24 protein-coding genes are annotated in these 26,885 nt (G+C 71.4%); 11 read left to right on the forward strand and 13 right to left on the reverse strand.

All coding sequences use genetic code 11. The annotated features are described in order from the left end of the window. Nucleotides 1–305 precede the first annotated feature (305 nt). On the forward strand, nt 306–1,850 hold the full coding sequence (locus tag MMSR116_RS09695) for an aspartate ammonia-lyase (protein WP_010684936.1): 1,545 nt from the start codon (nt 306–308) through the stop codon (nt 1,848–1,850). 529 nt (nt 1,851–2,379) lie between these two features. Continuing rightward, nucleotides 2,380–3,576 carry a FecR family protein gene (locus MMSR116_RS09700; RefSeq protein WP_158168660.1) on the forward strand — a complete coding sequence of 399 codons (1,197 nt, stop codon included), beginning with the start codon at nt 2,380–2,382 and terminating at the stop codon, nt 3,574–3,576. Between the two features lie 201 nt (nt 3,577–3,777). Here MMSR116_RS09700 and MMSR116_RS09705 read toward each other — a convergent pair whose 3' ends face one another. After that, nucleotides 3,778–4,248: a tRNA (cytidine(34)-2'-O)-methyltransferase gene (locus MMSR116_RS09705; protein WP_010684938.1), complete on the reverse strand. Its 471-nt coding sequence runs from the start codon at nt 4,246–4,248 to the stop codon at nt 3,778–3,780. Between the two features lie 189 nt (nt 4,249–4,437). On the opposite strand from MMSR116_RS09705, the gene MMSR116_RS09710 reads away from it, so the two are divergent. After that, entirely contained in the window at nt 4,438–4,941 is a 504-nt protein-coding gene (locus MMSR116_RS09710) for a PRC-barrel domain-containing protein (RefSeq protein ID WP_010684939.1), read from the forward strand. Nucleotides 4,942–5,037: 96 nt separating this feature from the next. Continuing rightward, complete coding sequence (locus MMSR116_RS09715; RefSeq protein ID WP_010684940.1) at nt 5,038–5,619, forward strand: SCO family protein; 582 nt, start codon at nt 5,038–5,040, stop codon at nt 5,617–5,619. 36 nt (nt 5,620–5,655) lie between these two features. On the opposite strand, the gene MMSR116_RS09720 is transcribed toward MMSR116_RS09715, so the two are convergent. Further along, a complete protein-coding gene (locus MMSR116_RS09720) occupies nt 5,656–6,294 on the reverse strand; it encodes a PilZ domain-containing protein (protein WP_010684941.1) in 639 nt (212 codons plus the stop codon). Between the two features lie 218 nt (nt 6,295–6,512). Next, nucleotides 6,513–7,112 carry a PAS domain-containing protein gene (locus tag MMSR116_RS09725; RefSeq protein ID WP_010684942.1) on the reverse strand — a complete coding sequence of 200 codons (600 nt, stop codon included), beginning with the start codon at nt 7,110–7,112 and terminating at the stop codon, nt 6,513–6,515. Between the two features lie 365 nt (nt 7,113–7,477). Here MMSR116_RS09725 and MMSR116_RS09730 point away from each other — a divergent pair, with 365 nt between their 5' ends. Together MMSR116_RS09730 and MMSR116_RS09735 are read left to right on the forward strand one after the other, a co-directional pair. Then, nucleotides 7,478–8,299, forward strand: coding sequence for a rhomboid family intramembrane serine protease (locus tag MMSR116_RS09730; RefSeq protein WP_010684943.1), 822 nt, complete (start codon nt 7,478–7,480; stop codon nt 8,297–8,299). Nucleotides 8,300–8,429: 130 nt separating this feature from the next. Beyond that, nucleotides 8,430–8,861, forward strand: coding sequence for a CBS domain-containing protein (locus MMSR116_RS09735; protein WP_010684944.1), 432 nt, complete (start codon nt 8,430–8,432; stop codon nt 8,859–8,861). 281 nt (nt 8,862–9,142) lie between these two features. On the opposite strand, the gene MMSR116_RS09740 is transcribed toward MMSR116_RS09735, so the two are convergent. The 4 genes from MMSR116_RS09740 to folE all read right to left on the reverse strand — a co-directional run bounded on the left by MMSR116_RS09740 (nt 9,143) and on the right by folE (nt 13,037). Continuing rightward, complete coding sequence (locus MMSR116_RS09740; protein ID WP_010684945.1) at nt 9,143–10,714, reverse strand: alkaline phosphatase D family protein; 1,572 nt, start codon at nt 10,712–10,714, stop codon at nt 9,143–9,145. Nucleotides 10,715–10,775: 61 nt separating this feature from the next. Next, nucleotides 10,776–11,759: a patatin-like phospholipase family protein gene (locus tag MMSR116_RS09745; RefSeq protein ID WP_010684946.1), complete on the reverse strand. Its 984-nt coding sequence runs from the start codon at nt 11,757–11,759 to the stop codon at nt 10,776–10,778. Continuing rightward, nucleotides 11,756–12,178, reverse strand: coding sequence for a phosphoribosyl-AMP cyclohydrolase (gene hisI, locus MMSR116_RS09750; RefSeq protein WP_010684947.1), 423 nt, complete (start codon nt 12,176–12,178; stop codon nt 11,756–11,758). Before hisI ends, MMSR116_RS09745 begins: the two co-directional genes overlap by 4 nt. A 40-nt stretch (nt 12,179–12,218) precedes the next feature. Continuing rightward, nucleotides 12,219–13,037, reverse strand: coding sequence for a GTP cyclohydrolase I FolE (gene folE, locus MMSR116_RS09755; protein ID WP_039893719.1), 819 nt, complete (start codon nt 13,035–13,037; stop codon nt 12,219–12,221). A 260-nt stretch (nt 13,038–13,297) separates the two neighbouring features. On the opposite strand from folE, the gene MMSR116_RS09760 reads away from it, so the two are divergent. Beyond that, entirely contained in the window at nt 13,298–13,741 is a 444-nt protein-coding gene (locus tag MMSR116_RS09760; RefSeq protein ID WP_010684949.1) for an iron-sulfur cluster assembly scaffold protein, read from the forward strand. A gap of 4 nt (nt 13,742–13,745) precedes the next feature. Continuing rightward, complete coding sequence (yidD, locus tag MMSR116_RS09765) at nt 13,746–14,078, forward strand: membrane protein insertion efficiency factor YidD (RefSeq protein WP_010684950.1); 333 nt, start codon at nt 13,746–13,748, stop codon at nt 14,076–14,078. A 300-nt stretch (nt 14,079–14,378) separates the two neighbouring features. Here yidD and pdxA read toward each other — a convergent pair whose 3' ends face one another. Together pdxA and MMSR116_RS09775 are read right to left on the reverse strand one after the other, a co-directional pair. Continuing rightward, nucleotides 14,379–15,404, reverse strand: coding sequence for a 4-hydroxythreonine-4-phosphate dehydrogenase PdxA (pdxA, locus tag MMSR116_RS09770; protein ID WP_010684951.1), 1,026 nt, complete (start codon nt 15,402–15,404; stop codon nt 14,379–14,381). Then, on the reverse strand, nt 15,401–16,504 hold the full coding sequence (locus MMSR116_RS09775; RefSeq protein ID WP_010684952.1) for a four-carbon acid sugar kinase family protein: 1,104 nt from the start codon (nt 16,502–16,504) through the stop codon (nt 15,401–15,403). Before MMSR116_RS09775 ends, pdxA begins: the two co-directional genes overlap by 4 nt. A gap of 275 nt (nt 16,505–16,779) precedes the next feature. Here MMSR116_RS09775 and MMSR116_RS09780 point away from each other — a divergent pair, with 275 nt between their 5' ends. The 3 genes from MMSR116_RS09780 (at nt 16,780) to MMSR116_RS09790 (ending at nt 18,356) form a co-directional block, all read left to right on the forward strand. After that, nucleotides 16,780–17,790 (forward strand): 2-keto-3-deoxygluconate permease, encoded by a 1,011-nt coding sequence (locus MMSR116_RS09780; RefSeq protein WP_010684953.1) that lies wholly within the window; start codon nt 16,780–16,782, stop codon nt 17,788–17,790. A gap of 120 nt (nt 17,791–17,910) precedes the next feature. After that, the gene (locus MMSR116_RS09785; RefSeq protein WP_010684954.1) at nt 17,911–18,081 is read left to right on the forward strand and encodes a DUF3606 domain-containing protein; all 171 of its coding nucleotides are present in this window, start codon (nt 17,911–17,913) and stop codon (nt 18,079–18,081) included. Nucleotides 18,082–18,098: 17 nt separating this feature from the next. Further along, a complete protein-coding gene (locus tag MMSR116_RS09790) occupies nt 18,099–18,356 on the forward strand; it encodes a DUF2934 domain-containing protein (protein ID WP_010684955.1) in 258 nt (85 codons plus the stop codon). Between the two features lie 403 nt (nt 18,357–18,759). On the opposite strand, the gene MMSR116_RS09795 is transcribed toward MMSR116_RS09790, so the two are convergent. The 4 genes from MMSR116_RS09795 to MMSR116_RS09810 form a co-directional block, all read right to left on the reverse strand. Further along, nucleotides 18,760–20,013 carry a methyl-accepting chemotaxis protein gene (locus MMSR116_RS09795; protein ID WP_010684956.1) on the reverse strand — a complete coding sequence of 418 codons (1,254 nt, stop codon included), beginning with the start codon at nt 20,011–20,013 and terminating at the stop codon, nt 18,760–18,762. Nucleotides 20,014–20,183: 170 nt separating this feature from the next. Further along, entirely contained in the window at nt 20,184–23,285 is a 3,102-nt protein-coding gene (locus MMSR116_RS09800) for an Rne/Rng family ribonuclease (protein ID WP_010684957.1), read from the reverse strand. 889 nt (nt 23,286–24,174) lie between these two features. Further along, nucleotides 24,175–25,503: a glycolate oxidase subunit GlcF gene (gene glcF, locus MMSR116_RS09805; RefSeq protein ID WP_010684958.1), complete on the reverse strand. Its 1,329-nt coding sequence runs from the start codon at nt 25,501–25,503 to the stop codon at nt 24,175–24,177. A 129-nt stretch (nt 25,504–25,632) separates the two neighbouring features. Next, the gene (locus MMSR116_RS09810; protein WP_010684959.1) at nt 25,633–26,820 is read right to left on the reverse strand and encodes an FAD-binding protein; all 1,188 of its coding nucleotides are present in this window, start codon (nt 26,818–26,820) and stop codon (nt 25,633–25,635) included. Nucleotides 26,821–26,885 lie beyond the last annotated feature (65 nt).

The following is a 26,885-nucleotide window of genomic DNA, read 5'->3' on the forward strand; positions in this document are numbered from 1 at the left end:
TCCGGCGCCGATGCGGCGTCCCTTTCGGCAGAGAGCGCCCTGACCGCACAGGATCCGGCCACGCAGGAGCAGCTCCGGAACGCCGACCGCAGGCTCGGCGCCGCGCGAGCGCCGACATCCGGCAGGTCTGGGGCGCCCCGGTCGTGGCCCGAGGCGCCGAGGGAGCGGCGCCAAGGCGCGACGCACATGCCGGTTCTGTCGCTGACGGCACGCGCGTCCGGATGCGGAGGACGGCCGGAACGACAATAATCGAGCGGGCGATCTCTGAAGACCGCAAGGCGAACACCTGAAACGGGGGCAGTCACATGGCGCGGAAGCATCCCAGTGCGGGCCGGAGAACGGGAGCGGCGGCGCCGGCCGCGCCGACCCAGGCAGCCCCATCCGCCGAGATCGCGGTCGCCACCGTGCGAACCGTGGAACTGGAGCCCGCCAGGACCCGCTCCGAGCACGATCTGCTCGGCGATGGTGAGGTCCCGGCGGACGCGCTCTGGGGCATCCACACCAAGCGCGCGGTGACCAACTTCCCGATCACGGGCGTGCCGGTCGGCCATTTCCCGGAATTCGTCCGGGCGCTCGCCCTGGTGAAACAGGCCGCCGCCCGCGCGAACCGACGCCTCGGCTACCTCGAGCCGGGCAAGGCCGACCTGATCGACCGGGCCTGCACCGTGGTCGCCGAGGACCGCAGCTACGACGCCGCCTTCGTGGTCGATGCCATCCAGGGCGGCGCCGGCACCTCGACCAACATGAATACCAACGAGGTCATCGCCAACGTGGCGCTCGGCCTGATGGGACGGAAGCCGGGCGACTACGCCGCGCTCCATCCCAATGACGACGTGAACATGGCGCAGAGCACCAACGACGCCTACCCGACCGCTCTCCGGCTGGCGGTGATTTTCGGGACGCAGCCGCTCATCAAGGCGCTCGATGACCTCGCCTACGCCTTCAAGGGCAAGGCGGTGGAGTTCGCCGACGTGCTCAAGATGGGGCGCACCCAGCTTCAGGACGCCGTGCCGATGACGCTCGGCCAGGAATTCGACGGCTTCCACGCCACCCTCAAGGAGGATGTGGCGCGCCTGGGCGAGATCGTCGGGCTGTTCCGCGAGGTGAACCTCGGGGCCACGGCGATCGGCACCGGGATCAACGCGGATCCGCGCTACGCCGCGCTCGCCGTCGAGGAACTCTCGCGCGTCTCTGGCCAGCCGATGGTGCTGGCCTCGAACCTGATCGAAGCGACGTCGGATCTCGGCGCCTTCGTGCTGTTTTCGGGGACGCTCAAGCGGGTGGCGGTCAAGCTGTCGAAGATCTGCAACGACCTGCGGCTGCTGTCGTCCGGCCCGCGGACGGGTTTTGGCGAGATCCGGCTTCCGGCCGTGCAGGCCGGCTCCTCGATCATGCCGGGCAAGGTCAACCCGGTGATCCCCGAGGTGGTGAACCAAGTCGCCTACATGGTCATCGGCCAGGATCTGACCGTGACGCTGTGCGCCGAGGGCGGGCAATTGCAGCTCAACGCCTTCGAGCCGACGATCGGCTACTGCGTGCTCTCCTCGCTGCGCATGCTCACGGCGGCGGTGGATACGCTCACGAAGCGCTGCGTGGACGGCATCGAGGCCGACCGGGAGCGTTGCCGCGCCCTCGTCCAGGGCTCGATCGGGCTGGTGACGGCGCTCGCCCCGACGCTGGGCTACGAGGCGAGTTCGCGCGTGGCGCAGCGCGCACTGAAGGAGAACCGGCCGGTCGCCGACCTCGTTCTGGAGGAGGGTCTGCTGACCGAGGCGGAACTCAACAAGCTGCTGGAGCTGGAGGCGATGATCCAGCCGACGCGACGGCAGCGGGCGGCCACAACCCTCTGACGCCCTGACCGCCCCTGGCGGGTCGGCCTCCCCTTCGCGCCACCAGGGTCTGGACCGGCCGGACTGAGGGCGCGGTCGAGGTCCCTCCGCGGTGTTCGTCGGAGCCGCACCGAAAACGCGCCCACCGAGCCGGAGGGCCGCAGATCAGGTCCGCTGCGATCGGCCGGGTCCGGCCGTCGCGCCGGCGTGCATGAAGGACCGAGGCGACCGGTTTCGCGACGGTCGGCCCTCTCGCGGCAATGCAACTTGCGACAGGCGTGCGCATTGATGGCCTGCACCGCCCCTGCGGAGAATGGACGGAGGTCTCCATGTCGGATCCTCCGCCCATCGCGTGGGACGGTGTCTGTCGCGCAGCCCGTGGGAAGCTTGGCTGATTGATTTGAGAGAAAGCCCATCCGGCTGAAAGCAGAAATGCAATCGCTGTGTCGCGATGGACACTGAGTACGCGCTGCTATACTGAACGGGAAGATTGTATCTGCTGAGCAGAGATCGGCGACAAGAATCTCGACGCCCTTCGACCGGAGGCCCCGTGAAGCCCGCTGTTCGAGTCTGTTGCGCCACCGCCATGGCTGGTCTTCTGCTCGACGGCACCGCCTTCGGGAGGACGATGAATATCGGCAAGGCGGAACTCGTGGTGCCCGATGTCAAGAGCACGTCGGTCGAACAGGAGGAGCGACGTCTGCAGGTCGGGATTGATGTGTTCAAAGACGACGTCGTGCAGACCGGCGGCATCGGTGCTGTCATACTTCAGTTCACCGATAAGACGACGCTGAAGATTTTTCCGAACTCGACAGTCAAGCTCGATAATTACGTCTACGACGCGGACAAGACCGTGTTGCAGATCGGGCTGAGCCTTCTCTCCGGAGCGATGCGGATCGCGTCCGGCGGCCCGCACACGGCCGACAAATATCAGCTGCGGACCCCCCTGGCGACGATCGGCATCCGAGGCACCGTTGTCCACATCGTTTCTGAAAAGGACAGGACCGTCGTCGAGGCGCTGCACGGGACCTTCAACGCCTGCGCGACGACGAGTTCGGCGTGTCGAACCGTGCTGGCGACGGACGACATGAACGCCCTTCAACTCTGGAGCGACGGCCGACTCGAAAAGGCCCGTGCACGCCGGGATCTCGGGGTACGTTCGGCCCATGGAAGCAGCACCCTTTCGGCGGCGGGTGGATCCGCCACGACGGTGATATCGACCGGCTCGGATCCTTATGATCTGATCGGGCAATCTTACAGCTTGAATATCGGCGGTTATGTCTCGGGCGGAAATAATATATCCGTCGGCGGCTTCACCCGCGCAAATCCCGGTTATTCGCCGATCGGCAATGGAGGGAATGCTTTATATTACAGTGTCAGTAATTCGACCGCCAGTCCTAACGGGATTGGTGGACAGGCTTTCGGGAATGGCGCGGGCGAATTTGGTCTCGCGCAGGGTACGGGGTCCTTGGAGGCTCTGTTCTCCTCGGCGCCAGGAGCCGGCAGTGGAGCCGGCAGTGGGTCCGGCAGCGCGCCCACGCTGGAGGCGAACGCCAATCTCCTGGAGGCTCTGCTCGCCGCAATCCCGAGTGGCGGTGGCGGTGGTGTCAGCAGCGGATCCGGTGGCGGATCCGGTGGTGCGCCGTCGCCCGCGGTGAACACGGGCGTCGGTCTGCTGCTGGCTGGGGCGACCTTCGCTTTTCTCCGGCGCAAGGGCCGTGGCCGGCACGCGCGCGTCGCGGCCTGACGGCGCATCATCAGCCGGCGTCGCGGGGCTTCCGGTTCCAGGCATGGCCGCCGGCATGCGGACGATCGCGCATACGCCGTGCGCCGACGAAGGGCCGCGGCCGGTTCGTCACGGCCCGCGCAGACCCCACGATCTGCACCACACGACCGGGCAGGGTCGCGCGCCGCTGCGCGCACGGCCGGCGGATCCTGAAGGCGGATCCTAGACGTCAGGCCGCGCTGGCCCCGCCGTCTGCCGCAGGGCCTCGCCGGCGATCATCGCGGCCGCCACCGCGACGTTGAGGGAGCGCAGGCCCGGCCGGATCGGCACCACCACCCGGGCATCGGCCGCCGCGTGGACCGCCTCCGGCACGCCGGCGGATTCGCGCCCGACCATCAGGCAATCGTCCGGGCGGAAGGCGAAATCCGTGTAGGGCAGGGCACCCGACGTGGTGGCGAGGACGAGCCGGATCCCGGCCTCGGCCCGCCACGCCGCGAAGGCCGCGAAGGAGCGGTGCCGGGTGATCGCCACGTGGTCGAGGTAGTCGAGGCCGGAGCGGCGCAGGTGCCGGTCCGAGACGTCGAAGCCCGCCGGCTCCACGATCTCCACCGCCAGGCCCAGGCAGGCGGCCATGCGCAGCATCGTGCCGGTGTTCTGCGGGATGTCGGGCTGGTAGATCGCGAGGCGGAGCATGGCACCGGCCTTGTGGCGGCCGGACGCCCGACCGTCAAAGTCCGGCATCGCCGATGCGCAGCCGGCAAACCGCCGCGCCGGCCCCGAGACCCGCCGAAGTCCCGCGAGAATGCGCGGAACTTAAACCCCGCCGGAACCTTGAGGCGGCGCGACCCTCGTCCGCGGCTCCCGTCCGAAAGACCTGCTCCGATGCGCATCCCGCTCCTCGCCTCGGCCCTCCTGCTGGCCGGCCTCGCCACCGCCGCGGCGCAGAATGCCGGCCCCAACGCGGACGGCGGCAGCGCCGCGACCCCGGTGCCCGGCCAGCCCGCCACCATGGCCGACAGCCTGCGCCCGACCTTCGTGGCCCAGACCCCCGACGACATGGTGGCCAGCAAGCTGATCGGTTCGAGCGTCGTGAACGGCGCCAACGAGACGATCGGGCAGATCGCCGATTTCGTCCTGGACCAGAAGGGCGCCGTGAAGGCCTGGATCATCGGGGTCGGCGGCTTCCTGGGGATCGGCTCGAAATACGTCGCGGTCGATCCCTCCGTGCTCAAGCTCGACCGGACCGACGACAAGACCCTCCAGGCCCGGATCGACACGACCAAGGACCAGCTCCGCGCCGCGCCGGAATACGTCTATCTCGGCAAGGAGCCGCCGAAGGGCGCCGCCCCCGCCAGCCCCGCCGGGGAGACGGCGCGGAAGCCCTGACGGCAGCACGCCAAGGCAAGGCGGCACCGTGCCGGCTTGCCTCGACGCGCTGTTCTGTGCTGTGCCGGCCCCCGTCCGGAGGTCGGAACCTGTTCCATGCGCCGCGCCCTCGTCCCGCTTCTCGCCTTCTGCCTCGGCCTCGTCGGCCTGACCGGCGCGGCGGTGTTCGCCTTCCTGCCCGAGAAGGCGCCGGTGGGCGTGCCCGGTGTCGGCGGCCCGTTCACCCTGGTGGATCAGGACGGCCGCACGGTCACCGAGCGCGACTTCGCCGGGGCGACGCATCTCCTGTTCTTCGGCTTCACCCATTGTCCGGACGTGTGCCCGACAACCCTGCAGCAGATCTCCGACGTGCTGGCCGCCCTGGGGCCGAAGGGCAAGGGGATGCGGGTCGCCTTCATCACGGTTGACCCCGAGCGCGACGATCCGGCGAGCCTGAAGACCTACCTGTCGAGCTTCGACCCGCGCATCACCGGCCTCACCGGCAGCCCCGAGCAGGTCGCCGCCGCCGAGAAGGCCTACCGCGCCTATGCCCGCAAGGTCCCCGGCAAGGAGGGCGACTACACGATGGAGCACACCGCCCTGGTCTACGTGATGGACGCCCGGAACCGCTTCCTCGGCGCCCTGGACCTGTCGCGCCCGGCGGAGGACACCGCGGCGCAGCTCGCCAAGAAGATCTGAGGTCGGGCACCCGGGCGACGACCGGCCGGGGACGCCCTACAGCGTCATCCCGGCGTGGAAGCGGTCGGGGGAGAGCGGCAGCAGGAACTGGACGCCGAAGCCGCCCTCGAAGTAGCGGACCAGCCGCCCCGGGGTGCTGCCCACAGTCACGGCGGCGCCGAGCGGCAGCGTGGCCGGGCAGGCGATCGCGACGCCCGACATCGAGATGTCGATGAGCCGGGCCGGGATCTCGCGCCCGCCGTCGAGCCGCAGGAGCACCGCCGTGTGGGTCGGCACGAGGCGCTCGTGGGAGCGCCCCTCCGGCAGGCCCAGGATCTCCCGGTTGGCGAGCCACGTCAGCTGCGAGGCGAGCTTGTCGCGCTTGCGCGGCGTGGCGTTGAGCTGGACCGCGAACCCGTCCGCGCAGTGGCGGGCGATCGTGCCCTCGATCCGGCCGATATGCTCCAGGTACAGCACCACCCGCTCGCCGACCTCGCCCAGCACGGCGCAGGTCAGGCGCACGCCGCCCGGTGACATGTCCACCGTCTGGCACGGATATTCCCGGCGGTCGGCCAGCATGTAGCGGCCGAGGACGGCGACCCGCACCCGCTGGTGACGGCGCGCATCGGCGGCACCGCGCGCCGGCTCGGGGGCCGCGCGAAACTCTCGTCTGGCGGTGGCGTCGACCGCGATCATCCAGAAATTGGCCCTGCGCCGCGATAATCGAAGCTGCAGACTAGAATCCGACGGTTACGAAACCCTTTTCCTCCTTCAGTTCCGCGCCTTTCGCGCGGATATTTCGGCGATCAAGCACCACCGCAGACCGGCCGAGTGACTGCGATGCTGTGATCTCTGTTGTTCGTGTAAAATAGTCATAATCGGGGGTTCGAATTGATCTAGGTCAGGAATACTCCTCAAATCCGGCCGCCCGCGTGGACGAAGAGGTGGCCGCGGCGCACCGGTCCCGGATAGCCGGCCCCGGATCGGACCGCCGGCCGCGCAGGCGGTCCGGCCTCCGGCCTCCGGCTCGGCAGGATGCGCAGGGACGTGGTCTCCGCCTGAACCAGCGGGCGCAGGCCGATCCAGGGCGGCGCGCCGTCGAGGCTGAGGGTGCCGAGCGCCCGGACCTGGGTGCGGCCGCGGTGCCGCAGCGGCAGGAGCAGGAGTTCGAGGTCCGCGGCTTCGCCGGCCGTGTTGGTGGCGCGCAGGCCCGCCACGACGCCGAGCGTATCGGTTGCGACGATCTCCACGATGCGCCAGGGGTCGGGCGCCTGCGAGCCCCAGAGCCGGGCGAAGGGCGCGCCCTTCAGTTCCTGGCCGTAGAGGGCGCAGACCCGCGTCCCGGCGAGCCGGACGGTGGCGGCGCGCGCGGCCATGTCGAGCTCGAGGATCAGGCTGTCGGCGAGGAGGTGGCGGATCTCGCCCGGCTCGATCTCGGCCCGCTCCGGCGCGGAACGCTCGCCGCGCAGACGCTCCCAGTAGGCGTGAAGCATGCGGCTGGTGGGATTCTTCATCGGTGTCCCGACTCTAAACGCCTGTTGTTCATCCCTGGGTCGATCTGGCACATCCGCGAGGCTGTGGCCGGCCGAACCGGGCTCTCACGGCGTCGCCGCGCACGCCCCGTGCCGTTCGATTCGCGGACGCTGTCCGGGGGCGGCTTGTGGCTGAATCGGATTCCGGGCGCCACAAGGTTCTGGGCGCCGGCGTCGCCGGCATCGCGCATCCGAGCCGGCGGAGGCCGCGAAGCTGCTGAGTTCCAAGACAGCTTGGCTGTTAACCCTATATCGACTGAGAATTTGAGACGCGCCGTCTTCATCCGCGAGCGTCAATAGATCGCCGGGGCTTGCCCATCCGCCCCGAGCCCCGACATGGTGCCGCGATGGATGCCTCCCCCGAATTTCCGCGGCAGAGCCGCGTGCCCGTCTTCAACATGCCGGGGGTGGTGACGCTCTCGATCGGGCTGCTCCTGCTGATCCAGGCGGTGCGCGAGTTCCTGCTGCCGGATACGCTCGACATCCGCGTCGTCCTCGATCTCGCCCTCGTCCCCGCCCGCTGGACGGTGTGGTTCGATCCCGGCCGGGCCTCCGAGGTGATCCGCGCGGCGGCCGATGGCGGCGATGCCAGCCTGGACGCTGCGCGCGAAGCCTTCGCCCGCTACATCGTGGGCGAGCACGCGCTCCAGCCGTGGACGCTGGTCACCTACGCGTTGCTGCACGGCTCGTGGATGCACGTGATCTTCAACAGCGTCTGGCTCGCCGCCTTCGGATCGCCGGTGGCCCGGCGCTGCGGGGCCCTGCGCTTCGGCGCCCTGGCCCTGGCCGGCACGGCGGCCGGCGGCGTGCTGCACGTGCTGGTCGATCCCCTGAGCGCGGGGCCGCTGGTCGGCGCCTCGGCAGGCATCTCGGCCCTGATGGCCGCCGCCGCCCGGTTCGTGTTCCAGCCGCCGGCCTCGGGCTACCGGGGCCCGTCCTGGCAGCTGCCGCCGCACCGGGCCGCCGAGACGATCCCGGAGCTCCTGCGCAACCGGACCGCCGTGTCATTCCTGGCGATCTGGCTGCTGACCAACCTGCTGTTCGGCCTCGTCAGCGTGCCCCTCGTCGGCGAGAACGCCGCCATCGCGTGGGACGCGCATCTGGGCGGTTTCATCGTGGGCTTCCTGCTGTTCCCGCTGCTCGACCCGCGGGAGGCGCGGCCGCACTGAGCACCTTGCCAACGCGGCGGATCGGACACACACTCGCCACAATGTGAAGAAGCCGGGCTCACCCGGACACCAGCGTAACCAAGGCGCCGCGGGCTGACGGCGCACCGGCCGCGTCACAAGGGAGAGATCCATGACCGTCGCACGCATCCTCGCCGAGAAGGGCAGCTCCGTCGTCACCGTGAGCCCCGACAAGACCCTCGACGAGGTGATCCAGATCCTGGCCGACAAGCGGATCGGCGCCCTCGTGGTGGCGCATCCGGACGGGGCGGTGGCCGGCATCATCTCCGAGCGCGACATCATGCGGGCGCTGGCCCGGCACGGGGGCTCGGCCTTCGACGCGCCGGCCTCGACCCACATGACCGCGGACGTCACCACCTGCGGCAAGAGCACGACGATCGAGGAGGTCATGACGCTGATGACCGAGGGCCGCTTCCGCCACGTGCCGGTCTGCGAGGACGGCCGGCTGATCGGCCTCGTGTCGATCGGCGACGTGGTGGCCCGCAAGATCGCCACCGTCGAGGCCGAGCATCAGGCGCTGCGGGACTACATCACGATGGCGTAGGGGGACGTTCCCCCTCTCCCCGCTTGCGGGGAGAGGCCCGCGCGGACCTCGTCGTCCGCGCGGGAAGCGGAGGCGCAGCCGGAGCGGCGGTGAGGGGGCGCCTCAGGAAGAGGCTCGTCCTGAACCGCCCCCTCACCCTCGGCTGCCGCCTCGCCGCGCTCCCCAGCAAGGGGGAGACGCGGCCCTCTCCCCGCGAGCGGGGCGCGGGGATTCCCGCCTCCAAGCCTTCGTTCGAGCTGCAAGGCGTCCTGTGAATTCGCACGCTTGCAGGGGTGCCCGCCTCACGCCTTCGCGGGATCGAGCGTGACGTGCCAGAGGTCGGTGTCGGCGGCGTCCTTCAGCGTCACGGTCATCTGCTCGGTGGCGCCGTCCACCGCCACGTGGCCGAAGAACTGGTAGCCGGCGGCCGGCGACAGGTTCACCTGTCCCTTGTCGGGCGCCTTCACGTAGCGCAGCTGCGGCCCGAACGTGTTGTCGAGCGCGTTCGGCCCGAAGGTGCCGGCGTGCAGCGGCCCGGAGACGAACTCCCAGAACGGATCGAAATCCTGGAACTGCGCCTTGCCGGGGTCGTAGTAGTGGGCGGCCGTGTAGTGCACGTCGGCGGTGAGCCAGACCGTGTTGCGGATGCCCGCGCTCTTGATGAAGCGCAGCAGGTCGGCGATCTCCAGCTCGCGGCCCAGCGGCGGCCCGTCGCCCTGCGCCACCGCCTCCGAGCCGAAATTGCGGTCGGTGTCGTAGGTGACCACGAGGCCGAGCGGCATGTCGGCGGCGATCACCTTCCAGGTGGCGCGCGAGTCGAGCAGCGCCCGCTTCAGCCACGCGAGCTGCTGCGGCCCGAGGAAGTAGGACTCGGGCCCGTACGCCGTCTGCGTGTTGTCGCCGTTCGGGCCCCGGTAGGAGCGCATGTCGAGCATGAACACGTCGACCAGCGGCCCGTAGCCGATCTTCCGGTAGACCCGGCCGGGCTCGGCCGGCTCGAAGCGCATCGGCATGTATTCGTGGAAGGCGCGTGACGCCCGCAGCTGCAGGGCCAGCGCGTTCGGGTCGGTGTATTTCTTCTTGAGGTGCTCGGCGCGGGTGAGGGGCTCGCCCGGCCACCAGTTGTTGGTGACCTCGTGGTCATCCCACTGCGCCAGGATCGGCACGGCGGCGTTCATCGCCAGCACGTTCCGGTCGGTGAGGTTGTACTTGTGGCGGCCCCGGAACTCCGCGAGGGTCTCGGCCGGCTTGGCGACGTCCTCGGTGACGCGGTTGCGCCAGAGGCTGCCGTCGGGGAGCTTCACCTCGGCCTGGATCGGCCCGTCGGCGTAGATCGTGTCGCCGGAATGGATGAAGAAGTCCGGCCGGTTCTTCAGGATGGCGGAATAGATCGTCATGCCGCCGCGGGCCTCGTCGATGCCCCAGCCCTGGCCGGCCGTATCGCCCGACCAGCAGAACGAGACCGAGCGCCGGTCGGCCGGCGCGGTGCGGAACCGCCCGACCTGCCCCTGGCCGACGATGGTCGGCGCGGCGATATCCTGGAGGCGGACCCGGTAGAACACGTCCTGGCCGGCGGGCAGGCCGGTCAGCGCCACCTTCACGGTCCCGTCGGTCTCCGGAAGGGCGTCGGCGAAGACGCCGCCGCGGATCTCGGCAAAGCTCTCGGTGGTGGCCCACTCGATGATCGCGCGGGACGGCCGGTCGGCGCGGGCCCAGACCATTGCCGAGTCGGTGCCGACATCGCCCGATTGCAGGCCGTGGGTCAGGACCGGCCGGTCGGCGGCGCGGCTGAGGCCCGGGCGGGCGAGGCCGGAGACCAGCCCGACGAGGCCGGCGCCTCCGGAGAGCAGGATCTGACGGCGGCTTGCGGACATTGGAAGGCCTCCAGTGTGTAAGGTGGCCTTGGCAGGCGGGCGCGACAGGGGGATGACGGCCTCATGCCCGCGCCGCTGCTCCCTCCACCACCGCCCGGATCCGCGGTACGGCGGCCCGCGCCGCCCGGTACCCCAGGGCGATCCCCTCCGCGGCCCGGTGGAAGTCGAACAGCCCGAAGGCCGCCAGATCCGGGCCGATGGCCACGTCCGGCGGGTCGCGCTCCAGCCGCGACCGGGAGATCCGGTCCTGCGTGGTGTTGAAGGCGTCGAGCACCACCCGGGCGATGCCCGGCACGGGGATCTCGGGCTCCGGCCGCTCAGCGCCCGAGAGGCGCCCGCGGATCAGCTGCAGGACGCTGCGGCGCGGCGGCGGATGCGGCGCCTCGCGCACCACCGGACCGCCGGTGTCGCCGTTGAGGTTCACGCAGATCACCAGATCGGCGCCGAGCGCCCGGGCGAGCGCCACCGGCACCGGGTTGACCAGCGTCCCGTCCATCAGCACCCGGCCGTCATGGGCCACCGGAGGGAACAGGCCGGGGATCGCGTAGGAGGCGCGCACCGCATCCACCGCCGGCCCCTCGGTCAGGCTGACCTCGTGGCCGGTGCCGTACTCGGTGGCGACGCAGCCGAAGCGGATCGGCAGGGTCTCGATGCGGCGCTCGCCGAGATCGGCGGCAAGCCGCTGGCGCAGGCGGTTGCCGGCGATCAGTCCGGACCCCGGCAGCCGCGGGTCGATGAGCCCGACCACCCGGCGCCGGGTCAGCGCCCGGGCGAAGGCTTCGAGCCGGTCGAGCCGCCCGGCCGCGTAGCAGGCGCCCACCACCGCGCCGATCGAGCAGCCCGCCACCACGGTCGGGTGGATGCCGGCCTCCTCCAGGGCGCGGATCACCCCGATATGCGCCCAGCCCCGGGCCGAGCCGCCGCCCAGTGCCAGCCCGATCCGCGGACCGGCCCTGGGCGGAGGCCGGACCGGCTCGACGGTGCCGGGCTGGAAATGGACGACGGCCGGACACTCTTGCCACCGGGTGGCAAGGGACGGGTTCATGCCCCGACGGGCTCCAGCCGGGCACGCCCGTCATGCCCGCGGACGACGCGGCGGTAGAAGCAGTCCCGCCGCCCGGTGTGGCAGCAGCCGCCATCGCCGCCGACTTCCACGCGGATCAGCAGGGCGTCCTGGTCGCAATCGACCCGCATCTCGACGACGCGCTGGATCTGGCCGCTGGTGGCGCCCTTGTGCCAGAGCTCGCCCCGCGAGCGCGACCAGTACCACGCCTCGCCGGTCTCGATCGTGCGCGCCAGCGATTCGGCGTTCATGTGCGCGAGCATCAGCACCCGGCCGTCCACCGCGTCCACCGCGATGCAGGCGACGAGGCCGTCCCGGTCGAAGCGGGGCGTCAAGGCCGCGCCTTCCTCGACCGCGGCCCGGGTGCCGGGGGCGTCGAAAGCGGTGTCGCGCGCGGTCATGGCGTGAAGCGGCAATCCCCGAATCTGGGCGTGCTGTAGACTACTTGGCGCCGCCGCGCACCAGGGTCAGGAAGCGGACCTGTTCGTTGGCATTGTCCTTGAACACGCCGCGGAACTGGCTGGTGATGGTCGAGACGCCGGCCTTCTGCACGCCCCGCATCGCCATGCAGAGATGCTCGGCCTCCACCATCACGGCGACGCCGCGGGGCTTGAGGATGCTCTCGATCACGTCGGCGATCTGGGCCGTCATGGTCTCCTGCGTCTGCAGGCGACGGGCGAAGGTGTCGACCACCCGGGCGAGCTTCGACAGGCCGACCACGCCCCGGGTCGGGTAATAGGCGATGTGCGCGAGCCCCATGAACGGCACCATGTGGTGCTCGCAGTGGGAATGGAACGGGATGTCGCGCACCAGAACGATGTCCGAATAGCCCTCGACCTCCTCGAAGACGCGCTCCAGCAGCTTCTCGGCGTCGACCGCGTAGCCGCCGAACAATTGCTCGTAGGCTTTGGCGACGCGGGCCGGGGTGTCGAGTAGGCCCTCGCGCGCCGGATCGTCGCCGGCCCAGCGCAGGAGCGTGCGAACCGCAGCCTCGGCCTCGGCGCGGCTCGGGCGGCCGGTCTCGATCCCGTCCGGGACCCGGGTGGCGGAGGCCGGCTCCGGGGCGATATCGACGGCGCGGCCGTCATCCGCCGGCCGATTGTCATTGCGCATGCCGTTCAGACCTTGCCCGTCGATCCCGTTCCGGTCGAAACCCTGGCCGTCGCCCTGATACGACAGGGATTTGAGCGCGGCATCCATGGCATCTCCGGCCCGCGCGATGCGGGACTTCATCGGGGTGCTGTCGGGCTTGGCGTACATCGTCGGATCGCGTCGGGCGTTCGAGGGAAGGTCCCGGGCTCGAAAAGGTTTCAAGCCGGCGCCCCGGGATGGACGAAAAGCCGTAGAATCCACCGTGGCCGTGGGCGCGACCCTGGTCAACGGCCCGCCTCCTCGCGAAGTGGCCGCAGGGGGCCTATATCATCGTTCGCGGGGCAACGCGCAATGCGCACACGATGCGCGTCCGGCGTGGCAGAGTCCCGAAGAACTTGAGGGCTCTGCGCCCCCCGGCCGAGGATCCGATGCTCGACGACATCTACAACCGCCGCATCCTCGAACTCGCCGCCGACATCCCGCGGCTCGGCCGCCTGGAGAACCCGGACGCGAGCGCGACCGCGCATTCCCGCCTGTGCGGCTCGACCGTGACGGTCGACCTCGTGCTCGGCGCGGACGGCCGGGTCGCCGACTTCGCCCACGAGGTCCGGGCCTGCGCCCTGGGTCAGGCCTCCTCGTCGCTGATGGGCCGGCACGTGGTCGGCGCCAGTGCAGAGGAGCTCCGCGGCGTCCGCGAGACCATGCGGGCGATGCTCAAGGAGAACGGCCCGGCGCCCGAGGGCGCCTGGGCAGACCTTGCAGTGCTGGAGCCGGTGCGGGAGTTCAAGGCGCGCCACGCCTCGACGCTCCTGACCTTCGACGCGGTGGTGGACGCCCTCGACCAGATCGCCGCCAAGCGGCAGGCCGCGTGAGGGCATGGTCCGGCGCGCGGCGCATTGGGCGATCCGGGCCTATCAGCTCACCCTGTCGGGCCTGATCGGCCGCCACTGCCGCCACTGGCCGAGCTGCTCCGAATACACCGACATGGCCATCGCCCGGCACGGGCTGTGGCCCGGCGGCTGGATGGGCTTCGCGCGAATCTGCCGGTGCGGGCCGTTCGGCACCCACGGCATCGACCTCGTGCCGGAGCGCCTGCCCGACGACGCGGCCTGGTACCGGCCCTGGGCCTACGCGCGCTGGCGCGGCGTCGAGGCGCCGCCCTCGCCCTTCGTCTGTGAGGGGGTCGGGGAGGAGGCCGACGCGCGTTGACGCTTGTGTTCCGGTTTTGTTTCACGTGAAACACGTCTCGCCGAGCGAGCATCGCGCTGCATGGACGTGCCGGAAGAGTCCCAATCGCGTGCAGACTCCCAGCAGACCGCCGTTCGCATCCGCGCCCTCATTCTGAGGTGCCCGCATCAGCAGGCCTCGAAGGAGGGCTCCAGGGATTGGGCAGCCGGCTGGAGGGCTCCTTCGAGGTCTTCGCTGCGCTCCGGCACCTCAGGATGAGGGCGCGGCTCGGAGACGCGCGGTCGTTCCTATCCGACGGCCCGCCCCCGTATCCCCAGATCCTCACGCCGCGCGGTTGGCCGCCAGCCGCTCCGCGAACTCGATCGCCTCGATCAGGCTGCGCTCGTTGGCGAGCCCCTTGCCGGCGATGTCGAAGGCGGTGCCGTGATCGACCGAGGTCCGGATGATCGGCAGGCCCAGGGTGATGTTCACCCCCGACAGGTCCATCCATTTCCCCGTGGCCGGGTCGATCTCGAAGCCCAGGAGCTTGACCGGGATATGCCCCTGGTCGTGGTACATGGCCACTACCGCGTCGTACTGGCCGGCGCGCAGCTTCACGAACACCGTGTCGCCCGGCACCGGCCCGTGGATGTCGAGACCGTCGGCATTGGCCTGCGCGATCACTGGGGTACTCACGTCGATGTCCTGGCGCCCGAACAGGCCGCCCTCGCCGGCATGCGGGTTGAGCGCCGCCACGGCGATCTTGGGCCGGGCGAGGCCCAGGCCCTTCAGCGCCTTGTCGGTGAGGTCGATCACGAGGCGCAGGCGCTCCGGCGTCAGGCGCTTGGGCACGTCCTCCAGGGCGACGTGGGTGGTGACGTGGGAGACCCGCATGTTGCCGTGAGCCAGCATCATCACCGAGCCGCGCACGCCGGTCAGCTCCGCCAGCATCTCGGTGTGGCCGGCGTAGTGGTAGCCGGCCTGGTTGAGCGCCTCCTTGTTGAGCGGCGCCGTGACGATGCCGCCGATCCGGCCAGCCATGGCGAGGCGGACCCCGGCCTCGATCGCCTTGTAGGCGAAGCGCCCGCCATCGGCCGAGAGCCGGCCCGGCTCGATCGGCGCGCCCTCCGCGTCGGCTTGGAGGCAACACAGAGACGGCCAGTCGCCATCCTCCGACACCTCGGGGATGCGCCCGGGGAGGAGCCCCAGAGCCTCCTCCGCCCGGCGCAGGGCCGGGGCGCTGCCGATGACCATGAGCTTCAGGTCGCCCGCATCGATCCGATCCTTGAGCCGGGCGGCGGCCTTGACGATGATCTCCGGGCCGATGCCGGCCGGATCGCCCATGGTGATGGCCAGATGTGAGGTCACGCGTCGCTCCTGTCGGGCGGGAATCCGTTGCTGTGAAGTAGATCGCGCCAGACGCCCTCCGTTCCGAAGGCGCCGGATTTCGACACCACCGCGAGCCCGTCCCAGCGGCCGCCCCGCAGGGTCGAGCGCGGCAGGCCCGGGATGATCTGGCCGGTGACGTCGAGGCGCTCGACCCCGAGGGCGAGGCAGAGGGCCTTCAGCGTCTCCCCGCCGGCCACCAGCAGCGTGCCCGGCCTCGCGATCCGGCCGACCGCGCCCGCGTAGGTCTCGGCGATCCGCGCCGCCGCGGCCTCGCGGGCCGTGCCCCGGGGCAGCGCGAGACTCGCCAGCACGACCCCGTTCCGGTCGAGGGACGCCGCGAGCGATCCGGCATGGTCGGGATCGTCGGGCGCGAGGATCCGGTGGTGCGGGCCGCAGGCCGCGAGCTGCGCCGCGGTCTCGGGCCGGTCGGAGCCGAAGAGGCCGAGCACGGGACCGGCGAGGCGGTGGTCGCTCGGCGGCGCCGCGCCCCGCGCCAGGGCCGCCGCGAGGCCGCCGCTCCCGCACCACAGGACCGGACCGTCGTCGCCGAGTTCCGCGATCCGGGCGAGATCGTCGTCGCTCGCCGCATCGTAGATGGCCACGCCGGCCACGGGGCCGTCGGCCGCGGCGGCGCTGCGCGCCGGCAGACCCGCTGCGCGCAGGGCCTCGGCGATGTCGCCGGAGACCGCGTCCCAAACGCCGTCGCGCCGGGCTAGCTGTCGGCCGTCCACCGTGCGGCGGCCCTGATAGGGGAAGGCGGGCGCCACGACGCAGCGGCTCCAGGGACCCAGGCGCATCACCGCGGCGAGTTCCGCCGCCCAGGGGCCGCGCAGCAGGCTGTCGACCTTCTTGAATGCGACGTCGGCGCCGTGGAGCCGAGGGGCCAGATCACCGACGACCCGGGCGGCGACGTCCGCCGACAGCTCTCGGGTGCCGGAATCGATCGCCAGGCATCCGGGAGCCTCCGCCGACAGGAGTTCCGGCCACGCCACCGGGATCGGCCCGCACAGGCCGGTGAACCCGGCCGCGGTGTCCAGGGTACCGGTGAGATCGTCGGCGATGAGGCGCAGGCGGGTCATGACGGGGCTAAGGCAGGACGATCATCGGGAGGCGGATCCCCGATCTCCGATCCGCGCGTTCGGGCCGGCCCTGCCGGACGGCTTGCACAGCGGCGCGTATTGTCAGCTTGTTATCGCGCTTACAAGCGATGAACCCGCCGGCTTGTCAATGAAATCCCGGCACCTGCCAAGTGTTGTGTGCGTGTTGCGCGTGCTCGGCGAAAGGTTGTAGCAGGCGCGCCGGGGGGGACGGCGGGTGTCAGACCTGGGATGCGGGCGACACCGGAGGACGGCCCATGCAGATTCCGATCAAGCGCTCCCTGGAGCGTATCCCCGGCGGCCTGATGGTGGTCCCGCTGTTCCTGGGCGCGATCCTCCACACGCTGTTCCCGAACACCGCGACGTTCTTCGGGTCCTTCACCGGCGCCCTGTTCAACGGCGCCCTCCCGATCCTGGCGGTCTTCTTCGTCTGCATGGGGGCGGGCATCGACTTCCGTGCCACTCCGGCGATCGCCCGCAAGGGCGGCGTCCTGCTGGCCGCCAAGGTCGGCATGGCGGCGATCATGGGCGTGGTGTTCGGGCACGTCCTCGGCGAGGCACCGGTGGTCGGCGGCGCCTTCGCGGGGATCTCGACGCTCGCGATCGTCGCCGCCATGAACGACACCAACGGCGGGCTCTACCTCGCCCTCATGGGTCAGTTCGGCCGTCCGAAGGATGCGGGCGCCTACGCCATCATGAGCCTGGAATCCGGCCCGTTCCTGACCATGGTGACCCTGGGCCTCGCCGGCCTCTCCGCCTTCCCGTGGCCGACCCTCGTGGGCAGCATCCTGCCGCTGCTCATCGGGATGGTGCTGGGCAACCTCGACCGCGACATGCGCGCCTTCCTGTCGGGGGCGGCGCCGGTGATGATCCCGTTCTTCGCCTTCGCGCTCGGCTTCGGGCTCGACCTCGCTAAGATCTGGCAGGCGGGCCTCCTGGGCATCGGGCTCGGCGTGGCGGTGGTGGCGGTGACCGGAGCGGCCCTGTTCGTGGCCGACCGGCTCACGGGCGGCAACGGCGTCGCCGGCGTGGCCGCCGCGTCAACGGCCGGCAACGCCGCCGCCGTGCCGGCGATCATCGCGGCCGCGAACCCGGCCTACGCGGAGGCCGCCGGCCCCGCGACCGTGCTGGTGGCGGCGAGCGTAGTGGTCACGGCGCTGCTCGTGCCGCTGCTGACGGCCTTCGTGGCCGCGCGGGTCCGGCAGGAGACCGCCCAGCCGGAGCCGCTTCTGGATCCGGCCCCACGGCCCGCGACACGGCCGCACTGACCCGTCCACCCGCGTTGCCGGCCGCGCATCGGGCGCGGCAACCGAAATCGAGGACGTCCTGTTGTCTCGACAGACAGCCCGGCGCGGCCGCGGCTCATCGATCATCAGAGCGGGCACAGCATGTCCACCGAATCCCGAGGCAAGACGCACATCGATATCTATGACCGCACCACGCGCGAGGCGTGGGCGCAGCGCTTCGGCGTGAGCGAGGAACGCCTGCGCAAGGCCGTGACGATGGTGGGCAGCCGGATCACCAGTGTGGCCGCCTATCTCGACAAGCCGGCCTCCTGATCCGGCGGGTAGCCCCCGTGAAGTCCGATCCACGCCTGCCTCCTGAGCCGGGCTATCCGCCCGTGCCCGACGACACACACGCTCCGGTGCCGGCTCCGGGCGGCATCACCTTCGAGCAGATCCGTGAACGCGCCTACGAGTTGTGGGAGCGCAATCACCGCCCGGAGGGGTTCGAGATCGAGTTCTGGCTCCTCGCCGAGCGGGAACTGCGCAAGGAGCGGGAGCGCCGGACGGACGACGAGCCGGCGCCTTCCGGGTCCAAGCCGCCGCGCTAGCGGCCGATCAGGCTGGCCGGATCATCCCGGGCGGGGTACCGGGATCGGCCCGCGCATCGGGAGGGTGAACCCGCCGTCCCGAGCCGGCACAATGGGGCCTGAACTCCGGAGCGGCTCTGCGGGCAGGGCGGGGCGCCGTTCCGGACCGCCCGCGTTCAGCATGCTCTCGCGGATCCGGGCTTCCTGCGACGCCCGGGATGCGTGTCCGGTCGATGCCGTCCGCGTCGCCGTCCACGCGAGCGGAACGCAGCGACCCAGTCGGCGCCACCTGCAGGTCGCGCTCCCCTGGGTCACGTCGCTTCGCTCGTGATGACGGTGAGGGCGGCGTCAACCGGAGCGTTCAACCCGACATCGTATGAGGCGGCAGACGGTCGTGCTGGCCCGCGATCGCCGGGCCGGCCAGTCAGCCGGCCGCCGCCCGGGCCTCAGCCACCGCGGCCTCGAAGGCCATGAACGCCTTGGTGGCGTCGTCCCAGGCCTGGCTGCGGACGTGACGGGCAAGCGCCGCCGCCTGCTCGCGCGCCTGTGCCAGGGGCGCCTCCACGGCCGCTGGCCGCGCCGGATCGGCGGGGATTCCGGGCGGCGGCGCATCCGCCGAGCGCATCCCGACCAGGGTTGCCGCCATTGCCCGGCGCCAGGCCGCGCAATCGGCCGGGATGCGGGCGACCAGCAGGTCCGCGCCCTCGCGCTCCTGCTGGTCGAGCAGGGTCCGGCTCAGATCCTCGATCTGCTCGAGCTGTGCGAGGGCATCGCCGATCTCCCGGCGGGCCTTGTCGGTGCCCTGCGCGATCTGGCCGACGTTGCGCGCGATGTCGCCCGTCGCCTGGATCTGCTGGGTCATGATCTCGGAGGCATCGCGCATCTGCGCCGCGACCGTCGCCACGGCGCCGCTCTCGGCCTCGACCCGGGCATTGGCCCGCACCATGGCGGCGGCGCCGGTCTCGACGGCGCTGCGGCTGCGCGTCACGGCCGCCTGCATCGCGGCCATCTCCTCGCGCAGGCCGTTCACCCGGGCGCGGATCTCGTCGGTCGCCTTGGCGGTCTGGGCCGACAGGGTCTTCACCTCGGCGGCCACCACGGCGAAGCCGCGACCCGCCTCGCCGGCCCGCGCCGCCTCGATGGTGGCGTTGAGCGCCAGCAGGTTGGTCTGCGCCGAGATCGCCGCGATGGTCCCGGCCATCTCCTCGATGCGCAGGGCCGCGGCCGAGAAGCTGTCGAGGCGGCTGCCGATCTCCTCGGTGCCCTCCTCGATCCCGCGCATGCCGTCCGAGGCGCGCTGGAGATCGCCGACGCAGGTGGCGATGCCGGCGCGCGCCGTCTCGGCGGTCTCCGCCGCCGAGGAGGAGCGCGCGGCGATCTCACCGGTGGTGGCGGCGAGCTCCTCGCTGGCGGCGGCGATCAGGCGGGCCTGCTCGGCGGTGCCGGAGGCGTCGTGGGTCATCCAGCCGATCGAGACGCCGGCATCCGAGGCCGACGCGGAGAGCCGCGCCAGAAGCGGCAGCCAAGCGCGGCTCGCCGCCGGGGCGGCCGGGGGCTTCGGGGCCGCCGAGACCGGCGCCGTGACGGCCGGCGCGACAATCGCCTCGGCCGGGACGCGCGCCAGCCCGATGGGATCGGCCGCGCCCTGGTTCTGACGCCGCCGGCGCAAGCTGAACATGCTGTAACCTCCGCCCTTTCAATCAGAGCGAAAGTCGCACGGAATCTTCAATCAATGGTGAAAGATGATCCCGCGACATCGCCGGCGATAAGCGGCTGTGCTGCAGCTTATCGCCGAACGGACCGAGGTTTGATGGTGCTCCCGGAGCGAATTTTTCCGGACGCCCGTATTCACTCGCCCGTGAGCGCGGCCTTCGTCCGGGACCACCATCCGGCGCGCTTCGGCCGGTCCGGATCGGCGGGCGGCGTCAGCACAACCGCCACGGGCTCCGGCGCCGGCTCAAGGTCAAGTTCACGGGCCGCCTCACCGGCCGCTTCCTGGGCAGGCTCGGGCTCAGCCCCGCGAGCGGCCGCGCGGTCCGGTGCCGCGTCGGCACCCCCGGTCGCGGATGTCTCCGGCGCGGCAGCGACGGGTCGATCGACCGCGGTCTCGCCCCGGCCTTCCGACGGTACAGCCTCAACGGCTTCCGCCACGGCCTGCGCGCTCACCGGTTCCTCCGCCGACAGGGCGACCGTATCGCCCGTCGCCTCGGGGGCATCCTCCGCCTCGGCCGCATCCCGGGTGCGGCCCTCGCCGCGCCCGCGTCCGCCCCGGCGTCCGCGGCGACGGCGTCGCCCGCCCTCGTCCTCGGCGCGGGCGGACTCGTCCGGCCCGGCCACCGCCGCGTCGGGCTCCCGGGCTTCGGCCGCGGCGACCGGCGCAGGCTCGGACGGCTCCCCGGCCTCGGCCGCGTCCTCGCCCTCCCAATCCTCGTCCCGGCCGTCCTCGCGGTCGTCCTCCTCCGGACGCTCGCCGCCCTGGCGCTCGTCCTCGGAACGGCCCTCTTGCCGGCCGCCGCGGCGGCGGCGGCGACGGCGCCGACGACGGCCGTCGCCCTCGTCGCGGGATCCGTCCTCGCGGGCCTCGGCACCGCCCTCTTCGGCCTCGCCCTCGACGTCCGCCTCGGCCTCGGCCTCATCGACCTCCTCGTCCTCGTCGTCGAACTCGGTGGTGGGCGAGATCGCCTGGGCGCGTACGCCCGTCACCGGGCCCTCGGCCCGCTGGGCCGGCTCGCCGCGGTCGAGCTGGAAGGCGGCGGTGGCGGCGAGCCGCTCGTCGGCCGCGATCGTGATCGTCACGCCGAAGCGCACCTCCAGCTCGCGCAGGTGTCCGCGCTTCTGGTTGAGGATGTAGAGGGCCACCTCGGTGCGGGTCCGCAGGACGAGGTTGTGGGAGGCCGACTTGAGCAGCGCCTCCTCGATCGAGCGCAGGATGTGGAGCGCCACCGACGCGGTGGCGCGCACGAAGCCGGACCCGCCGCAATGCGCGCAGGGGATCGAGGAGGACTCAAGGACGCCCGTGCGGATGCGCTGGCGGCTCATCTCCAGGAGGCCGAAGGGCGAGATCCGGCCCACCTGGATGCGGGCGCGGTCGTTCTTCAGGCACTCGTTAAGCTTCTTCTCGACGGCGCGGTTGTTGCGCTTCTCCTCCATGTCGATGAAATCGATGACGATCAGGCCCGCGAGGTCGCGCAGCCTGAGCTGGCGGGAGACCTCCTCGGCGGCCTCCAGGTTCGTCTTGAGGGCGGTGTCCTCGATGTCGTGCTCGCGGGTCGCGCGGCCCGAATTCACGTCGATCGAGACCAAAGCCTCGGTCGGGTTGATCACGAGGTAGCCGCCGGACTTCAGCGAGACGTGCGTGGAGAACATCGCGTCGAGCTGCTGCTCGACGCCGAAGCGGGCGAAGATCGGCGTCGGGTCGCGGTAGGGCTTCACGACCTTGGACTGGCCGGGCATCAGCATCCGCATGAAGTCCTTGGCCTCGCGGTAGGCGTCCTCGCCCGCGACCAGAACCTCGTCCAGATCCTTGTTGTAGAGGTCTCGGATGGCCCGCTTGATCAGCGAGCCCTCCTCGTAGACCAGCGCTGGGGCCATCGAGGTCAGCGTCAACTCGCGGACCGACTCCCACAGGCGCATCAGGTACTCGAAGTCCCGGGCGATCTCGGGCTTGGAGCGCGAGGCGCCGGCGGTGCGCAGGATGACGCCCATCCCCTCCGGCACCTCCAGATCCTGCACGACCTCCTTGAGGCGCTTGCGGTCGGCCGCCGAGGTGATCTTGCGGGAGATGCCGCCGCCCCGGCCGGTGTTGGGCATCAGCACCGAGTAGCGGCCGGCGAGCGACAGGTAGGTGGTGAGCGCCGCGCCCTTCGTGCCGCGCTCCTCCTTGACCACCTGCACCAGGATGATCTGGCGGCGCTTGATCACCTCCTGGATCTTGTACTGGCGGCGGTAGTGGCGGGGGCGCTCGGGGATCTCGGCCAGCGCGTCGCCGTTGCCGCCGACCTGGGCGATCTTGGGCTCGGCGTCGGGATCGTCGGATTCCTCGTCCGAGTCCTCGTCGGATTCGTCCTCGTCGTCCTCAGACTCGTCCTCGTCCTCATCCTCCTCGTCGGATTCCTCGTCCTCCTCGTCGGACAGGTCGTCGGCCTCGCCCACGGGCGCCGCGGTCAGTCCGGACGCGTCCGCGGTATCCTCCGCAACGGCCTCGGCGGGCTCCTCCGCCACGGTCAGGGCCTCCGCCACGGCGATGCGGGCCTCGGGCTCGGCCGGGCTGTCCTGGTCGGTGGCGGCGTGGGCGGGCTGCGCCTCGGTCGGCGCGGGGTTGCCGGCCTCGGGGGCCGCTTCGTGGACCGCTTCGCCGGCCGGGGCCGACTCGGCCTGCGGCTCGGCGATGTCGGCGGCCGCGGTCTCGGAGGCGAGGGCCTCCTGCACCGCCTCGGGATTCTCGGCGAGGGTGTCGGGCATGCCGGTGGGGGCGACCGCGGCTTCCTCGGGGGCCTGATCCGCCGCCTGCACGTCGACCTGCAGCGCGTCGGTCGTATCCTCGAACGTGTCCTCGGCGCTCACCGTCTCGTCCGTGCTGCGGGCGCGGGCTTCGGCGCGGCGGCCGCGGGAGCGGCGGGGCGAGCGGCGGCGGCGCTCCTCGCGCTCGCGGTGCTCCTCGGCGTCCCGGGCCTCCTCCTCGAGGAGCGCCTGCCGGTCGGCGAGCGGGATCTGGTAATAGTCGGGGTGGATCTCGTTGAAGGCCAGGAAGCCGTGGCGGTTGCCGCCGTACTCGACGAAGGCCGCCTGGAGCGACGGCTCCACGCGGGTGACCTTGGCGAGGTAGATGTTGCCGCGCAGCTGGCGCCGGTTGGCGGCTTCGAAGTCGAACTCCTCGACCCTAGACCCGTGGACCGTGACGACCCGGGTCTCTTCCGGGTGCATCGCGTCGATCAGCATTTTGTTGGCCATGTCGGACTCTCGGCATGGCGGCCGACGTCGTTCTCCGTGCCCGTGGTCCCGGCGGCGCCTCGCCCGACGTCAAACCTGTCGGGCGCGGTGCCGGCCTCGTCGCCGAGGCGGATGGATTCGAGGGGAAATTGCCGTCAACCGCCGTTCGGCGCCTTTGGCGCCTGGGGTTGAAACAGGCCGGGTAGAGGGACGGACCGGGACGACGCACCGATTGCGCCTCCGGGGCACGCGCAGCGCTCTGCTGGGCCGTGCGTCCGTCCATCGTTGTCCCGACCTCGCGAAACACTCTCGGCCGGATGGGACCGGCCGTGAATTCCTGGGGTGCGACGGAGGATCTCCGCCGCGACGTGCGACACCTGCCCGATCGGGGAAGACACCCGTCGCCGCCAGGCGGACCGACAGGGCCCGCCGCGACACCGCGCCCGTTTTCGCGAGGAATTCGGCCGCGTCCGCGGGCCGTTGCGGCGGCCGACGGGACCGGAAAGGGGTCGTCATCATTACAGACCGCTGCGCGGATTTGGCAAGGGTCAAGTGGGAATAGATGTCACGGAGGTGTCACCCGACGCCTTGCCCGGTGATCTGTCTATGACCGGCGCGGGTGTCCCGGGCGGCCCGGAGTCCATCCTGCGGCGGACGGCGAGGCGCACGCCGATTGTGCTGAACCGGCCCGGATCGATCGTCCAACCCACCTCGTCGTCCTGAGGTGCCGGAGCGCAGCGCGGGTCTCGAAGGAGGCCTCCAGGGATCGCAGAGGCTTCTGGAGGACTCCTTCGAGGCCCACTGGCGCGGGCGCCTCAGGATGAGGAGGTGGGTGGGATCACGCGTTCAGGGTGCCAAGCGCCTAGGTGCGTCCGCAGCGGATCCCCCGATGCCAGAGCCGAACCGCCCTCTACTCCGCCGCTTCGAGGCGCGGCGCCAAGCCGGCCAGCGCCGCCGGCTTCGGGCCGCCGGTCGCCCAGTCGAGCAGCTCCACCGTGTGGACGATGGGGATGCCGGTGCCCTTCCCGATCTGCGTGGCGCAGCCGATGTTGCCGGTGGCGATCACGTCGGGGCGCACGCGCTCGATGTTGGCGACCTTCCGGGCGCGCAGCTTCGCCGCCAGCTCCGGCTGCAGGATGTTGTAGGTCCCCGCCGAGCCGCAGCAGATATGGCCCTCGGGCACGTCCTTCACGGTGAAGCCGGCCCGCTTAAGCAGCGTCTTCGGCTCGGTGCGGATCCCCTGGCCGTGCTGCATCGAGCAGGCCGAGTGGTAGGCCACCACGAGGTCGTTCTCCGCCACCGGCGCCAGATCGAGCAGCGCGAGGTACTCGGTGACGTCCTTGGCGAGGCCCGAGACCCGCCGGGCCTTCTCGGCGTAGGCGGGATCGTCGCGGAACATGAAGCCGTAATCCTTGATGGTCGTGCCGCAGCCCGACGCCGTCACCAGGATCGCGTCGAGACCCTTGGCGATCTCCGCGTCCCAGGCGTCGATCGCCTGCTTGGCGTGGGCGTGAGCCGAGTGCTCCTTGCCCATGTGGTGGGTCAGCGCCCCGCAGCAGCCCTCGTTGGCGTGCACCACCTCGACCCCGTGCCGGTTGAGCAGCCGGATCGCCGCGCCGTTGAAGTCCGGCCGCAGGACGCTCTGGGCGCAGCCCCGCAGCAGGGCGACGCGCTTGGTCGCCTGTCCGGTCCCCGGCGGGAAGCGGCCCGGCCGGTTCGTCGGCTCGCTGGGCGGCATCCCGGCGGGGGCGAGGTCGAGCATGGCGGCGAGGCGGTTGCCGACCCGGGGCAGCCGGGCGACCAGCCCCCGGAACGGCGCCCCGAGCTTGGCGGCGCCCAGCGCGAGGCGGAAGCGGTTCGGGTAGGGCAGGACCTGGGCGAGCAGCGCGCGCAGGAACCGGTCGCCGGCGGGTCGCGCGTAGGTCTTCTCGATGTGGGTTCGGGCGTGGTCGACGAGGTGCATGTAGTGCACCCCGGACGGGCAGGTGGTCATGCAGGACAGGCAGGAGAGACAGCGGTCGACGTGCTTGACCACCTCCGGCGAGGCCGGCTTGCCGCCCTCCAGCATGTCCTTGATCAGGTAGATCCGGCCGCGCGGGGAGTCGAGCTCGTCGCCCAGCAGCAGGTAGGTCGGGCAGGTCGCCGTGCAGAAGCCGCAATGCACGCAGGTCCGCAGGATCTTTTCCGAGGCCGCCATCGCGGGGTCGGCGAGCTGGGCGGGAGCGAAGTTGGTCTGCACGGTCTCTTCCTGCCTTCTCTCCTCCCCCTTGCGGGGAGGAGGCGGAGGTGGGGGTGGCTCAGGATCGAGCGATGCGTTGCCTCCTGCACCACCCCCGCCCCTGGCCCCTCCCCACAGGGGGAGGGGAAACTACAGTCCGGCGTACATCCGGCCCGGGTTGAGCACGCCCTTCGGGTCGTGCGCCGCCTTGATGCCGGCGGTGAGCCGCATCAGCGGCTCGGCCAGCGGTTCGAAGACCGGCACGGCGGCGCGAACAGCATCGGGCGCGCGGACCAGCGTGGCGTGGCCGCCCTGGGCCCGGACCGCCTTCCGCACCGTTTCGGCGCCCGCATCGCCCTCCGAGCCGGTGGCCAGCCAGATCAGGCCGCCGCCCCAGTCGAAGAACCAGCGCGCGGCGCGCTCCGCCGCGACCGCCGCCGCCAGGGCCGGCCCGCGGGTCGGGGCGGTGGAGATCCGCCAGAGCGCGGCGTCCCGGGGCTCGGCCAGGGGCGCGGCGTCGCGCACCCCGCGCCAGAGGGCGGCGCCGGCCTCGCCGTCGAGAATCTCGGGCTGGCCGTAACGCTTCAGCAGACGGCGCAACTCGCCCGTGCGGTAGTCGATGGACTCCGAGAACCCCTCGAGGCGCATCAGGGTCCGCGCCCCGGCCGCGCCGATCCCGTCCGGGAGATGGGCCGCGCCGGTGAGTTCGAAGGGCGAGCCGAGGGCTTCCGCCAGGGCCGTGACGGCCCGGGAGTCATCCAGGCCGGGGAAGACCAGGGTGGCGACCCGCTCGCTGGCCGGCAGGACCTTGAACGTGACCTCCGTGAGGAAGCCCAGGGTGCCGTGGGCGCCGGCCATCAGCTTCACGAGGTCGAGGCCGGTGACGTTCTTCATCACGCGTCCGCCCGACTTGATCGCCTCGCCGCGGCCATTGACGAAGCGCACGCCGATCAGGCTGTCCCGGGCCGCGCCGGCGTTGATCCGTCGGGGACCGGCATTGTTGATCGCCGCCACGGCCCCCAGCGTCGGTTCGCCGGTGCTGCCGTAGAGGCCGCGCAGGTCCATCGGCTCGAAGGGCAGCATCTGGCCCCGGGAGGCCAGCAGCGCCTCGATCTCCGCGAGCGGCGTGCCGGCGCGCGCCGCCACCACCATCTCGGCGGGCTCGTAGAGCGTGACGCCGGTGAGCGCCTTGGCCGAGAGCGTCGCGCTGTCCTGCGCGGGCCGGCCGAGCCCCGCGGCTGTGCCGCCACCGGCGAGGCGCAGGCCCTCGCCGCGCCCGGCGGCCGCCCGCACGATCTCTCCGGCTTCCGCCTCGGTGCCGGGCTCGTAGACGCCCATCGCTTCCGCCCCGGTCTAACTTGGATCTTTTCCAGGATGGGTGTCGCCGGATCCGGGGCTGGTTT

Source organism: Methylobacterium mesophilicum SR1.6/6 (assembly GCF_000364445.2).
GTDB lineage: Bacteria > Pseudomonadota > Alphaproteobacteria > Rhizobiales > Beijerinckiaceae > Methylobacterium > Methylobacterium mesophilicum_A.